The organism is Glycomyces sp. NPDC049804 (assembly GCF_040674615.1).
Lineage (GTDB): Bacteria > Actinomycetota > Actinomycetes > Mycobacteriales > Micromonosporaceae > Glycomyces > Glycomyces niveus.
Map to the genome: position 1 here is coordinate 60,055 of NZ_JBFAMQ010000013.1, position 13,593 is coordinate 73,647.

The following is a 13,593-nucleotide window of genomic DNA, read 5'->3' on the forward strand; positions in this document are numbered from 1 at the left end:
AGAACGGTCGGGCTACCGGCCCGCGATGAAGTCCTCGACGGAGATGCGAGCCTCTTCGTCGGAGAACTGCTTGGCCGGCGACTTCATGAAGTACGAGGAGGCCGACTCGACCGGGCCGCCGTGGCCGCGGTCCAGGGCGATCTTCGCCGCGCGCACCGCGTCGATGATGACGCCCGCGGAGTTCGGCGAGTCCCACACCTCGAGCTTCAGCTCCGCGTTCAGCGGCACGTCGCCGAAGGTGGTGCCCTCCAGGCGGATGTACGCCCACTTGCGGTCGGTCAGCCACGGCACGTGGTCCGACGGGCCGATGTGAACGTCCGCGCCCTGCATCTCGTGCGGGATCTGCGAGGTCACGGCCTGGGTCTTGGAGATCTTCTTGCTCTTGAGGCGCGAGCGCTCGAGCATGTTCATGAAGTCCATGTTGCCGCCGAAGTTCAGCTGGTACGTGCGGTCCAGGCGCACGCCGCGGTCTTCGAACAGCTTCGCCAGCACGCGGTGCACGATGGTGGCGCCGACCTGCGACTTGATGTCGTCGCCCACGATCGGAATGCCCGCGTCGGTGAACTTCTTGGCCCATTCGGGGTCGGAGGCGATGAACACGGGGAGGGCGTTCACGAACGCGGCGCCCGCGTCGATCGCGGCCTGCGCGTAGAACTTCGCGGCCTTCTCGGAACCGACCGGCAGGTAGCACACGACGACGTCGGTCTTCGCGGCCTTGAGGGCGGCGACCACGTCGACGGGCTCTTCAGAGGACTCGGTGACCATCTCGGTGTAGTACTCGCCCAGGCCGTCGTGGGTCGGGCCGCGCAGCACCGGGACCCCGGTCGGAGGCACGTCGGCGAACTTAATGGTGTTGTTCTCCGAGGCGAAGATCGCGCTCGCGAGGTCCTGGCCGACCTTCTTGGCGTCCACGTCGAACGCGGCGACGAACTCGATGTCGTTGACGTGGTAGTCGCCGAACTGGACGTGCATGAGGCCGGGCACCCGGTCCTCGGGCTTGGCGTCGCGGTAGTACTCGACGCCTTGGACCAGCGAGTTGGCGCAGTTGCCAACGCCGACAATGGCTACGCGCAGCTTACCCATCGCGCATGCCTCCTTTGCCTTGTTTATTTGGGTCTCCGGCGCTCGCAGCCGGATCGGGTGTTCCCTGATCCAGGACGGCCTGGTGCCGTCCCGGTTCGGCGAAGGGCTCGCCGAAGTCGTTGCGCTGCTCGGGGCGGCGGCTCTCCTCGGAGGCGATGAGCTCGTTGAGCCAGCGCACCTCCCGCTCGGCGGTCTCGAGCCCGTGCCGCTGGAGCTCGAGCCCGTAGGCGTCGAGCCGCTCGGCGGTGCGGGCGAGGGCTTCGCGGATGCGTTCACGGCGCTCCTCGACGCGGCGGCGGCGGGCCTCGAGGATCCGCAGGCGCGTGGCCGGGTCGGTGCGCGAGAAGAACGCGAAGTGCACCCCGAACAGGGCCTCGTCGGCGGATTCGGGGCCGGCGTCGGCCATGAGCTGAGCGAAGTGCTCCTTGCCTTCGGGTGTGAGCCGGTAGACCTTGCGGGCCCGGCGCCCGGTGAGCAGCGGGGTCTCTGCCGCACCCTCTCGTGGGGTCTCCTCGGCGATGAGTCCACGCTGACGCATGCGCTTGAGGGTGGGGTAGAGGGAGCCGTAGCTGAACGCGGCCCTGATCGCCCCGAGCAGGGCCAGCAGGCGTTTGCGCAGCTCGTAGCCGTGCATGGGGGTCTCGTGCAGGAGTCCCAGAATGGCCAGCTCGAGCATCGCACCCCTCCTCTCACACGGCGATCTAACGTTGTGATGTATCGGCTCGATACATCAGGGACAACCATAGCGGCAGGCGCAAATCACGTCAAGGCGAGCGTCCGCGCCCTGTTCAGAGGGGCTGCCATCCGATAGGCTGGCCCACCAAGCGATCTAGCAGAGTCCTCTCAATTTCGGTATGCGAAACTGCGAGACGACCGGCCACCCCCCATGCCGGGAGTAGACCTTTGCAACCGCCGGTCCGCCGGGCGCGTTCCTCTCGGGATGCCGCGCGCCGGGTGCACCGGGCCGACCGGCAAAACCCGGAACTTCGCCCGGGTTACAAAGCACGTGGATGGTTGAGCATGAGCGACTACGGTTATCGTCCCGCCCCGCCCCCCGAGGACGGCAGTCCCCAGGGCCGCGGCGGACGACCCGACGGCCGCGCCTCCTACGGGAACGGCGGCGGCTCCGGCGACCGCCAAGGCGACTACGGCTGGGGCGGGCAGCAGCAGGGCCAAGGCCACCAAGGCCAGGCCCCGCGACCGCGCCAGCAGCCCTACGGCACCCCCGCCTCCGGCAGCGCGGCGGTCGGCCGCGGCGCCGTCCCGCCCGGACGCGGCTCCGCGTCCGTGGGCGGACGCCCTACCGGTTCGGCGTCCGTGGGATCGGCCTCAGTGGGCTCGGCCTCGGTCGGCGGCCCGGGACGCACCGGCCGCGCGAGCGTCGGCTCCGCGTCCGTCGGCAGCGCCTCTGTCGGTTCCGCTTCGGTCGGCTCCGCCTCGGTGGGCTCGGCCTCGGTCCGCCCCGTGAGCCCCGGCGCACCGGGCGAGCGGACCGGGCGCGCCAGCGTCACCGGCACCCGCCGCGCCGGGCCCAAGAACAAGAGCGACCTCGAAGGCGAAGGCGGCAAGAAGAAGCGCAAGCGCATCGGCCGCAAGATGCTCGCCGCGATGATCGCGATGGGCGTCATCGGCATCGCCTCGATCACCGTCGTCGGCGTCTACTACTTCCAGGACACGCCGCCGCTCACCGGTCTCGCCCGCGACGGCGAGTCCTCGAACTTCTACCTCGCCGACGGCGAGACCCAGGTCGGCGCGTACGGCGACACCCTCCGCATGCAGGCCAAAGAAGAGGACATCCCCGAAACGGTCACCGACGCGCTGGTGGCGCTCGAAGACCGCAAGTTCTGGGAGCACGGCGGCGTCAACTACGTCCGCACCGCCGGCGCGCTCATCAACAACCTCACCGGCGGCGAGACGCAGGGCGCCTCCACGATCACCCAGCAGTACGCCGGCATCTACCTCGACGCCCGCGACGAGATCACCTACGACCGCAAGGCCCGCGAAGCGGCCCTGGCGATCCAGATGGAGAACAAGTACACGAAGAAGGAGATCATCACCGCCTACCTCAACGCGGCCTACTTCGGCCGCGGCGCCTACGGCATCGAGGCGGCGGCGAAGAACTACTTCGACGTCCCCCTGACGGACCTCACCTACGACCAGGCGGCGTTCATCGTCATGCAGGTCAAGTCCCCCAACGGCTACTACGACCCGTACTTCGGCCCCGAGAACGGCGACATCTACGACGAAGAGGCATCGAAGGACCGCTGGAACTTCACCATGAACGCCCTCGTCGAGACCGACCAGCTCTCCCAGGCCGAGCGCGACAAGCTCGAGTACCCGACGCCGGTCGACGACTTCAAGGCCGGTTCGTGGGGCGGCAACACCCCCCTCGGCTTCCTCATCAACGAGCAGGACGGCTACGTCTTCGCCGAACTCGAGGAGCGGTACGGCATCTCGAAGGCGGACCTCGGCGGCGAGCTCGAGGGCGAGAACAAGGGCGGCGGCTACAGTGTCGAGCTCACCATCGACCCCGAGATCCAGAACGCGCTCGTCACCACCGGGTCGCGCGGCGGCATCGTGAAGAAGCAGGACGGCGACGGCAACTGGCTCGACGCCGAGGGCAACATCGTCGACTCCGAGGCCGCAGCGGCCCCTGACGAGACCGACGAGGGCTACGCACACTTCAAGAACGACAACCCCGACGCCGCGCTCGAGGACTACAAGGACTACATGATGACGGCCATGGTCGCCATCGACCCCGCCACCGGCGGCGTCATCGGCTACTACGGCGGCGACGACGGCTTCGGCGTCGACAAGGCCGGTGCCGAGTCCCCGCACCCGCCGTCCTCGACCATGAAGATGATCACCGCGGCCACGGCCCTCGAGAACGGCGACTCGGTCGAATCGTGGTTCAACGCCGGTTCGCCCCGCGCGTTCGACTCCCTCGAGCTCGAGGACAGCGAGTCCTGCATCGGTGGCGGCGACTACCCGAACTGCACCCTGCGCAACGGCGGACAGACCGACACCAAGCTCGAGCTCGAGCTCACCGAAGCGGTCCGGAAGTCGAAGAACACCCCGATGTACGCCATCGCCGAGGAGTACGGGGCGGACGAGATCCTGCAGAACGCCGCTCGAATGGGCCTCACCCAGATGAGCCAGACGCGCTCGATCCCCGACGACAACGGCGAGTTCCACGACGTCGTGATCAACTACTCGATCACCCCTGAACCGGACCTGACCTACACGCTGCACGGCAAGGCCGTGAACGCCAAGGGCGAGCCGGTCACCAACGTCTCGGGCAACTGGGACGACTGGGCGCTCATCGAGGTCGACGAGAACTGCAACCCGTCGATCAACCTCGACGGCGCGTTCATCGAGGACACCGACGGCGAGCCGAACTCGTGCAAGATCGGCAACAACGGCGAGACCGACCCGTTCTACTACCACCTGTCCTTCGGTCAGTACCCGACCAGCGTCCGCGACATGGCGGCCATGTACGCCACCATCGCCAACAACGGCTTCTACCACGAGACCCACTACGTGGCCAGGGTCTTCAACAAGGACGGCACGGAGGTCGAGGCGAAGCGCGACCTCAACCAGGGCCAGTACATCAAGGAGGACACCGCGAAGGACCTCCAGTGGATCGGCTCGGAGATCACCGGTGAGAGCACCGTCGGCGAAGACATCGAGGACCGCGACATCTTCGGCAAGACCGGAACGTGGGAGGCCGCCGGCAAGGACGAGGACGGCAACGACTACCCGTCCGGCTGGAACGCCCACGCCTGGTATGTCGGCGCGATCAAGCAGCTGGCTGTGGCCACCTGGGTCGGCAACGTGACCTCGGAGTCGGACCCGATCGCCGGCCCGGACGGCAGTTTCGACGGCGTCGTCGGCGGTACCACCGCCTATCCGGTGTGGCTCAAGGCGATGCACCGCGTCCTCGACGCCAAGGAAGGCCAGGAGGGCTGGGAGCCGATCGACTGGGACGACCCGCCGAAAGCCGGTGCCGACAGCACCTGGGACCTCGACAACGCCGGCTTCAACCCGGACGGCGCTTACTGCGCCGCCAACCCCGAGGACGCCAAGTGCGGTGTGCCCGAGGAAGAGGAAGACGCCGAGGCCTGCGAGGACGGCAACAACGGCGGCGGGAACAACCAGGAGTGCGAGACCACGCCGGGCGAAGGCGAGACGACCTCGGAGGATCCTGGCGAGGGCGAGACCACGAGCGAAGACCCGTGCGACAGCTGGATCCCGCCGGCGGGCTGCGACACTTCCGAATCCCCTTCAGAGGAGTCGTCCTCGGAACCTGAGAACAATGGCGGCGGTGGCGGAGGCAACTGACCCGCCGCGTTAACGCGGCGAACCGCAGATAGCGCGGCGACGGCGGCATGGGCCACAATAGGCCCCATGCCGCCGTCTTCCATTGAGCAGCCGCCGCCGACCGAGCGCCCCTCAGCGCGTCCCACGGTCGCACCCACCCTCACCGACCGCTTGGCCCGCATAGCTTCCGGCCTCATCGGCGGCCCCTTCGGCGACCACGCCGTCGACCCGCCGAGCCGCCGCTATTGGACGCCGGTCCGAGTCATCCTCCTCACCGGACTCATCGCGTTCGCGATCAACTGGCTCCAGAAGTACCCGTGCGCGGCGGGCGGCTGGACCGACTGGTCCCAGTACACCCAGGCCTGCTACACCGACATCCGCGCGCTGTGGGGGGCCGAACGGCTCAACGAGGGCTTCGTCCCCTACCGTGACCACCCGGTCGAATACCCGGTACTGACCGGCTGGTTCATGGGCATCCTCGGGCAGATCGCCTACCGCCTCGGCAACGTCCTCGGCACCGACGGCGGCCCGATCTTCTGGCACCTCAACGCGATCGTGCTGTTCATCTGCGGCGCGGCCGCCATCGCGATCCTGCACAAGATCCGCGAGGACAACCGCCGCACCGACCTCCCCGGCCCCAACCCCGACCCGGCGCTCGTCTACTCCCGGCCCTCACGGCCCTGGGACGCGATGATGCTCGCCGCCGCGCCCGTAGTCCTCGTCACGGCCACGGTGAACTGGGACCTGTTCGCCATCGCGCTGTCGATGCCGTTCTTCCTGTACTGGCAGCGCAGCCGCCCGATCATGGCCGGCCTGTTCCTCGGCCTCGCCGTCGCCGCGAAGTTCTACGCGCTCCTGTTCATCGGCCCGCTCCTCGTCCTCGCGCTGCGCCAGCGCAAGCTCCTGCCCGCGCTCCAGGCGACCGCGACCGCCGCGGTCGTGTGGGCGGTCATCAACGCGCCCGTCGCCTACCTGTGGCGGGACTCGTGGATGCGGTTCTTCGAACTCAACTCCGAACGCCCCGTGGACTGGGGCACCGGCTGGTACGTCCTGCGCGGCGTCACCGGCTGGGAGCGGCTGTGGGACTCCGAGTACGTCAACGACCTGTACCTCGTGTGCTTCGCCGTGGCCTGCCTCGGGATCGCCGCCCTCGGGTTCTTCGCGGGCGGGGCACGCGACCGCGTGCAGCGGGGCCTGGCGTGGCCGGTCCCGGGGGCCGGGCGGCTCGCCTCGGCGGACGACGTCGTCCCGCGCCTCGCGCAGCTGTGCTTCCTCGTGGTCGCCGCGTTCCTGCTCTTCGGCAAGGTCTGGTCGCAGCAGTACGTGCTGTGGCTGGTGCCGCTCGCCGTGCTCGCCCGCCCCAAGTGGGGGGCGTTCCTGCTCTGGCAGGCCGCCGAGCTGTTCTACTTCTTCTCGTTCTACGGCAAGATGCTGCAGGTCTCGGCCGAGGAGGAGGGCCGCGGGATCCCCGAGTGGCTGTTCCTCACCGCGGCCGGGTCGCGCTGGATCATGGTCGCCGTGATGTGCGCCCTGGTGGTGCAGGAGATCCTTATTCCGCGTCTGGACCCGGTGCGAGGCCTTCGCTCGCGGCCCAAGCGCGAAGCTGCGATTCCGCCTCCTCGCGCGACATCGGACCCCGCTCCAGCCGAAGCTCCTTGAGATAGGCCCACGCCCGGCCCACCAGCGGGCCGGGCGGCAGGCCCAGCAGCTCCATGATCGCGTTGCCGTCGAGGTCGGGGCGCACCGCGCGGAGGTCCTCCTCGGCGCGGATGCGGGCGATGCGCTCCTCGAACGCGTCGTAGTCGCGGCGCAGCCGCTCGGCCTTGCGGCGGTTGCGGGTGGTGCAGTCCGAGCGCACCAGCAGGTGCAGCCGGTCGAGCTGCGGACCGGCGTCGGTCACATAGCGGCGCACCGCCGAATCGGTCCAACCGGCCTCGCCGTAGCCGTAGAAGCGCAGGTGGAGGCTGATGAGAAGCGAGACGGCCTGCACGTCGGACTTGGGGAAGCGCAACTCGCGCATCCGCCTGCGCGCCAAGCGGGCGCCCGCCACGTCGTGGTGGTGGAAGGTGACGCCGCCGCCGGGCACCACGTCCTTGGTCTCGGGCTTGCCGATGTCGTGGAGGAGCGCGGCGAGGCGCAGCAGCAGGTCGGGACCGCCCTGCTCGAGGGCGATCGCGTTGCGCAGCACCTGGAGCGAGTGCTCGTAGACGTCCTTGTGCTGGGCGTGCTCGTCGATCTCCATGCGCAGCGCGGGCAGCTCGGGCAGGAACTGCTCGGCCAGGCCCGTGTCGACCAGGATGCGCAGGCCCACCACGGGATCGGGGGCCATGAGGAGCTTCACGAACTCGTCCCTGATCCGCTCGGCGGTGATGCGCGCGAGTTCAGGCGCCATGCGGCGCATGGCGTCCAGGGTCTCGGGGTCGATGCCGAAGCCAAGCTGCGCGGCGAAGCGCGCGGCGCGGAGCATCCGCAGCGGGTCGTCGGCGAAGGACGACTCGGGGGACGCGGGAGTGCGGATGGTCTGGCGCGCGATGTCCGCGAGACCGCCGAACGGGTCGGCGAAGTCGTGCGCGGGCAGCGAGACCGCCATGGCGTTCACGGTGAAGTCGCGGCGCTCAAGGTCGCCGACGAGGCTGTCCCCGTACCGCACGATCGGGTTGCGGCTGACGCGGTCGTAGGCGTCCGCGCGGAACGTGGTCACCTCGACCTGCTCGCCCCGGAACATCCCCCCGATCGTCCCGAAGTCGGCCCCGGTGGTCCACACCGCCGAGCAGTGCGCCCGCAGGATCGCCTCCGTCGACTCCGGACGCGCGTCCGTCGTGAAATCGAGGTCGCTCACGGGCCGGCGCAGCACCGCGTCCCGGACCGGGCCGCCGACCAGGTGCAGCTCGTGCCCGGCGTCGGCGAACACCCGACCCAGTTCATCGGCTATGGGCGGGACCGTGATTTCCTTACCGCTACTGTTGTCAGACATCGCCGGGCAAGCTTAGCGGAGAGTGCGAGTATGGCCGAACCTAGCGCGAGACCGGGCGGCCCCGGGCACTCGCCGTCTGGGCCCGTCCGAGGCCCCCAGGGCAACCCCCACCGAACCCCTCCGAACGCGTACCCCCCGCCCGGACCCCAGACCGGCAACGGCTACGCCCCCATCGGGAACCCCGTCCCCCCGCCCGCCGCGCCGCAGCCGGCCCCGCAGGGCAAGAACGTGGTCCGCTCCAGCCTCCTCATGGGCGCGGGCTCCCTCGTCTCGCGCGTCACCGGCTTCGGCCGCACCGTCGTCATCTCCGCCGCGATCGGCGCCGGACTCCTCGGCAACTCGTACACGACCGCGCAGTACTTCCCGCAGATGATCTACGAACTCGTCCTCGGCGGCGTGTTCGCGAGCATCATCATGCCGCTGTTCGTCAAGGCCCACAAGAACGACGCCGACGGCGGCGACGCCTTCGCCCAGCGCCTCCTCACCCTCGCCGCCCTCGTCCTCGGCGGCGCCGCGCTCATCGTCACCCTCTGCGCGCCCCTCATCTCCCTGTTCATGGCGAACCCGGCCCAGCGCGACCTCGTCACCGAGTTCTCCTACTACATGCTCCCGGCCCTGCTCCTGTACGGGCTGTTCGCGATCCTCTCCGGCGTCCTCAACTCCCGCGAGCACTTCGGCGCCCCCATGTGGGTGCCGATCATCAACAACCTGGTGGTCATCACCGTCGGCGCGGTCTTCTACGTCGTCTACACCCGCGACGCCGTGCCGGACGCGAACGGCGACATCTTCAACAGCGCCGACCAGGTGACGAACGGCATGATCCTGCTGCTCGGCGCGGGCACCACGCTCGGCGTCGTCATCCAGGTGCTGTGCCTCGCTCCCGCCCTGCGCCGGGCCGGGTTCCACTGGCGGCTGCGGTTCGACTTCAAGGGGCTCCCGCTCGCCGACATCCGCCGCCTCGCCGCGTGGACCCTGCTGTTCGTGGTCGCCAACCAGATCGCGGTCATGGCCGTCATCAAGGTCGCCAACCTCGCGGTCGAGGGCCAGACCGATGACGGGCCGTTCGTGCCCGGTGTCACGGTCTACAACAACGCGTACCTGATGATGATGATGGCGCACGGCATCGTCGCGGTCTCGGTCATCACCGCGCTCATGCCCCGCATGACCCGCGCCGCGGACGACCGGCGCTGGCCCGAGCTGGCCGACCACCTCTCGAACGGCATCCGGCTCGCCTCGTTCCTGCTGGTGCCGATCGCGGCGGCGTTCATCGCGCTGCACGAGCCGATCGCGCTGATGATCTTCCAGTGGGGCGCCTACGAGCCCGAGCAGGCGGTCGCGACCGGGCAGGTGCTGCTCATGGCCGGGATCGTGCTGCTGCCGTTCTCGATCAGCCAGCTGCAGATCTACGCCTTCTACGCGCAGACGGACACGCGCACCGTGGCGGTGTTCAACTTCCCGGTGATCGCGATCCGCATCGGCGGGTACCTGCTCGCGTTCGCGTTCCTGCCCGCCCAGTGGGTCGTGGTGGGCCTCTTCGCCGCCAACGGCGTCTCGTACCTCGTCAGCCTCCTGCTCTCGATGGGCTTGCTGCGCAAGCGGATCGGCCTACTCGGGATGCGCAAGACGATGAGCGGCCTGGTGCGCACCACGACGGCGGCCGCGGTCGCGGGCGCGGTCGCGTACGGCGGGTGGCTGCTGTGGCCGGACCTGCCGGCAGAGGGCGGCATGGCGAAACTGGGGCAGTTCGCCGCCTCGATCGTGCTCGGGATCGTCCTGCTCGGCGTGTACTTCGCGGCCTGTCTGGTATTGCGCGTCACTGAAACGGCGTCGCTCCAGGCAACGGTGCGCGCAAAGCTGCGACGATGAGGCAAGTACGATCCATACGTGCACTCTGGCCGGATCCCGCAGAGCCACTTGGACCGCAACATGACCGAACCGGCCCACTAAGCGAAGGCCGCCGGCCGGGGCCCCCTCGCGGGGTCGTCGCATTGAGAGGGGAGGACCCCGCATCATGACCACCGCCGAAGTGCCGTCCGTGGGCGACCTGCTCGCCGAACGGTACCGCCTCGAAGAGCACGTCGGAGGCGCGAACGGCTACCGCCAGCTGTGGCGGGGCGTCGACGTCCTGCTGCACCGCTCCGTAGCGGTCGTGCTCCGCTCCCCCGGCGGCGAGGACGCCGCCCCCACCATGACCGCCGCCGTCGCCGCCTCGCGCGCCCATGTGGACTCGATGGTCGACGTGTACGACGCGGTCGACGAAGGGCGCTTCGCCTACGTCGTGCGCGAATGGGTCAACGGCTCGTCGCTGCGCGGCGTGCTCGAGCAGCAGCACCTCGACCCCGCGCACGCGCTCGAACTGGTCGCCTCGGTCGCCGACGCGGTCGCCGCCCTCCACGAAGGGGGCGTCACCCACGCCGACCTGCACCCGGGCACGATCCTCCTCTCCGAGGACGACCGCGTCATGGTCACCGAGCCGCGCAACGAGCCCGGGAACACGCAGGTCGAAGACGTGCGCGCGCTCGGTGCGACCCTCTACGCCTGCCTGACCGGCACCTGGCCACGCGTCGTGCCCGCCGAGAACACCGGGCTCGCCGACGCCGCGACCGACGAATGGGGCCGCGTCCTCGACGCGGACAAGGTCGTCCCGGGCCTGCCCGCCGCGCTCTCCAAGCTCACCGCGGACCTGCTCGACCACACGCAGACGCCGCCGTCGGCGGCCGAGCTCGCGGTCGACCTGCGCCGCCTCGCCGAGACCGGCGGGGCCGGGCCGGCCGCCGCCGCCACCGAGTCGGCGCCGACGAGCGTCCTCGGCGCGATCAGCTTCGGCCGCCGCTCGGGCGGCGCCGCCGCCGACTCGCCTCCCGCGGGCATGAAGCGCCTCGCGGTCGTCGCGGCCGTCATCGCCGCGGTCATCTTCGCGGGCGTGGTCACCAGCGCCGTCGTCTTCGGCGGCGGCGAGGACCCGGCCGGGGCCGAGGACCAGGTCACCGGCGAGGACACCGGGGCCGAGCCGTCCGACACCGAGGGCGAGAGCACCGAGAGCGTCGCGCCGACCGAGGTCGCGCTCACCGCCGACTCGGTGCGCGTGGTCGACCCGCCGGAAGGCGACCGGAACCAGAACGAGGGCGTCGAGAACGTCATCGACGACAACGCCTCGACCGGCTGGACCACCAACACCTACCGCGGCGACCCGAACTTCGGGAACCTGAAGCCCGGCATGGGCATCCTCATCGACCTCGGCGAGGCCCGCGAGGTCTCGTCGGTGCGGGTCCAGATGACCAGCGCCGGGGCGACCGTGGGCCTGCTCGGCGGGGCCGAGGACCCGGGCGACTCGAGCGAGGGCGACCAGGCGATCGTGGACGGCTTCTCGGTCCTGGCCGAGCAGGTCGAGGACGCGGACACGAACATCGAGCTGAAGACCGGCGGCGAGGCGACCCGCTTCATCGTCGTGTGGGTGACCGAGCTGCCGCAGGTCTCCGACGGGTACAAGCTCACCATCAGCGACATCAACGTCTTCGCGCGGTAGACCCGCCATGCCCGCCCCTCTCCCGCCCGGCCCCGCAGGCGGGCTGGACGACGCGACCGACGCCGAGCTGCTGCGCCGCCATGCGGGCGGCGAGCGGGAGGCGTTCGGGGAGCTGTTCCGGCGCCACCGCGGGCGGCTGTGGGCCGTCGCGGTGCGCACGCTCGGCGACCCGGAGGACGCCGCCGAGGCGGTGCAGGACGCGATGATCAAGGCCTACCAGGGCGCCGGGGGCTTCCGGGGCGGCTCGGCGGTGACGACGTGGCTGCACCGGATCGTCGTGAACGCCTGCCTCGACCGCATCCGCGCTTCAGGGCGGCGGCCGACGGTGCCGCTCGCGGACGACGACGCGCTCGCCCTGCCGGCCGCGGACGCTTCGGCGGACCCGCAGCAGGCGGCGATGCGGTTGAGCGTGCACCGGGCGCTCGCCGAGCTGCCGTTCGACCAGCGGGCGGTGCTCGTCTACGTCGACATGCTCGGCTACCCGGTCGAAGAGGTGGCCGCGATCCTCAAGGTGCGGCCCGGGACCGTGAAGTCGCGGGCGTCGCGGGCGCGCAAGCGCATCGCCGCGCTGCTGCCCGAGTTCGACCCCGCCGTGGACCAATTGGTGCGCGAGGACACGCCGCCGGTCGGCGGCGCCGGGGCCGGAGCGGGGAACCCTCCGGTCCAGCCGGGCGTCGAACCAGGTGCAGGGGTCCGCAACGGCACGCTTGACAGTGCTCCTGAACGACACAGCGCTCCTGAACGCAGAGGGGAGGGGAGCCGATGAGCCAGCAGCGTCCGAACGACGCCGAAGCCGAGGTCAGCCGCGTCCTGTGGCAGGCCTCTCACGGCTACGGCGACCTTCCCGAGGAGGTCGGGGACCGCCTCGACCGCGTCCTCGACTCGCTGCCCCCGGCCGACACGCTGCACGCGGGCGAGCGCGGCGGCGCGTTCGGCTCCTGGACCGAGCGGTGGGCGGAGCGCCTGCGCCCCAAGCGGGTGCGGTACGCGATCCTGAGCGCGGCCGCGGCCGTGCTGGTCACCGTCGGCGGTGTCGCGACCGCGATCCAGCTGACGACCGGCGGGAGCGAAGGCGCCGGCGACACGGCCGAGGTCCTCGCCGACAGCGAGAACGAGCGCGACCACGAAGAGGGCGCGCCCGGCGCGACCGAGGCCTCCCCCGAGGACGGGGCGGACACCCAGGACGAGTCCGGGGAGGAGCCGGAGACCACCGGCGGCCTCATGGAGATCGCGACCTTCGCCACCGGCAGCGACTACGGCGCGGACACCGACCTCGTCGCGGTCCTGCGCGAGCTCGGCGCGGACAGCGCATCCGGTGAGGTCCCGCCCGAACTGGCTGATCTGGCGGCGGGCGGCGACTTCTGGCGTGACTGCGAAGCGGCGATCACCGCGCAGTACCAGGCCCTGCTCGTGGCGGTCGACTTCGCCCGCTACGATTCCGAGCCCGCGATCATGGCGCTCATGGTCGGCGCCGACGGCGACATGGCCGTGGCCCTCACCCCGGCGTGCGCCGACGGCGTGATCGAGCCGCTCGCCGAGCAGCCCTGACCGCGGCCAGCCCCTGATTCGGCCCTGTTCGCGGCGGGCGGAGGGGTGAGGTTGCCCACGATCGGGATATTCGCCTGTCACAAGCCCGCCACAGCCCCCGGAGCCGGAATTTCGGGTCAATAAGATGGCGTTGAAGCAGTCA

9 protein-coding genes are annotated in these 13,593 nt (G+C 70.3%); 6 read left to right on the plus strand and 3 right to left on the minus strand.

Going from position 1 to position 13,593, the window contains the following annotated elements:
- Positions 1-12: 12 nt before the first annotated feature.
- Positions 13-1,083 (minus strand): inositol-3-phosphate synthase, encoded by a 1,071-nt coding sequence (locus tag AB0K52_RS19465; RefSeq protein WP_363534088.1) that lies wholly within the window; start codon positions 1,081-1,083, stop codon positions 13-15.
- Positions 1,076-1,759: a PadR family transcriptional regulator gene (locus AB0K52_RS19470; RefSeq protein ID WP_208497751.1), complete on the minus strand. Its 684-nt coding sequence runs from the start codon at positions 1,757-1,759 to the stop codon at positions 1,076-1,078. Before AB0K52_RS19470 ends, AB0K52_RS19465 begins: the two co-directional genes overlap by 8 nt.
- Before the next feature lie 344 nt (positions 1,760-2,103).
- On the opposite strand from AB0K52_RS19470, the gene AB0K52_RS19475 reads away from it, so the two are divergent.
- Together AB0K52_RS19475 and AB0K52_RS19480 are read left to right on the plus strand one after the other, a co-directional pair.
- Entirely contained in the window at positions 2,104-5,424 is a 3,321-nt protein-coding gene (locus AB0K52_RS19475; protein ID WP_363534092.1) for a transglycosylase domain-containing protein, read from the plus strand.
- A 66-nt stretch (positions 5,425-5,490) separates the two neighbouring features.
- A complete protein-coding gene (locus tag AB0K52_RS19480) occupies positions 5,491-7,062 on the plus strand; it encodes a glycosyltransferase 87 family protein (protein ID WP_363534095.1) in 1,572 nt (523 codons plus the stop codon).
- Here AB0K52_RS19480 and AB0K52_RS19485 read toward each other — a convergent pair.
- Positions 6,953-8,377, minus strand: coding sequence for a CCA tRNA nucleotidyltransferase (locus tag AB0K52_RS19485; RefSeq protein ID WP_363534098.1), 1,425 nt, complete (start codon positions 8,375-8,377; stop codon positions 6,953-6,955). The genes AB0K52_RS19480 and AB0K52_RS19485 overlap by 110 nt on opposite strands.
- 30 nt (positions 8,378-8,407) lie before the next feature.
- On the opposite strand from AB0K52_RS19485, the gene murJ reads away from it, so the two are divergent.
- From murJ to AB0K52_RS19505, 4 genes are all read left to right on the plus strand, one after another.
- Entirely contained in the window at positions 8,408-10,243 is a 1,836-nt protein-coding gene (gene murJ / locus AB0K52_RS19490; RefSeq protein WP_363534101.1) for a murein biosynthesis integral membrane protein MurJ, read from the plus strand.
- 145 nt (positions 10,244-10,388) lie between these two features.
- A complete protein-coding gene (locus AB0K52_RS19495; RefSeq protein WP_363534104.1) occupies positions 10,389-11,903 on the plus strand; it encodes a protein kinase family protein in 1,515 nt (504 codons plus the stop codon).
- Between the two features lie 7 nt (positions 11,904-11,910).
- On the plus strand, positions 11,911-12,669 hold the full coding sequence (gene sigM, locus AB0K52_RS19500; protein ID WP_363534107.1) for an RNA polymerase sigma factor SigM: 759 nt from the start codon (positions 11,911-11,913) through the stop codon (positions 12,667-12,669).
- Complete coding sequence (locus AB0K52_RS19505) at positions 12,666-13,451, plus strand: hypothetical protein (protein ID WP_363534110.1); 786 nt, start codon at positions 12,666-12,668, stop codon at positions 13,449-13,451. The genes sigM and AB0K52_RS19505 overlap by 4 nt, the downstream gene beginning before the upstream one ends.
- Positions 13,452-13,593 lie beyond the last annotated feature (142 nt).

Coding starts and splice junctions, on each gene's coding strand:
- murJ (WP_363534101.1), top strand. CDS start 8,408: ATGGCCGAACCTAGCGCGAGACCGGGCGGCCCCGGGCACTCGCCGTCT.
- AB0K52_RS19470 (WP_208497751.1), bottom strand. CDS start 1,759: ATGCTCGAGCTGGCCATTCTGGGACTCCTGCACGAGACCCCCATGCAC.
- AB0K52_RS19475 (WP_363534092.1), top strand. CDS start 2,104: ATGAGCGACTACGGTTATCGTCCCGCCCCGCCCCCCGAGGACGGCAGT.
- AB0K52_RS19480 (WP_363534095.1), top strand. CDS start 5,491: ATGCCGCCGTCTTCCATTGAGCAGCCGCCGCCGACCGAGCGCCCCTCA.
- AB0K52_RS19485 (WP_363534098.1), bottom strand. CDS start 8,377: ATGTCTGACAACAGTAGCGGTAAGGAAATCACGGTCCCGCCCATAGCC.
- AB0K52_RS19505 (WP_363534110.1), top strand. CDS start 12,666: ATGAGCCAGCAGCGTCCGAACGACGCCGAAGCCGAGGTCAGCCGCGTC.
- AB0K52_RS19465 (WP_363534088.1), bottom strand. CDS start 1,083: ATGGGTAAGCTGCGCGTAGCCATTGTCGGCGTTGGCAACTGCGCCAAC.
- sigM (WP_363534107.1), top strand. CDS start 11,911: ATGCCCGCCCCTCTCCCGCCCGGCCCCGCAGGCGGGCTGGACGACGCG.
- AB0K52_RS19495 (WP_363534104.1), top strand. CDS start 10,389: ATGACCACCGCCGAAGTGCCGTCCGTGGGCGACCTGCTCGCCGAACGG.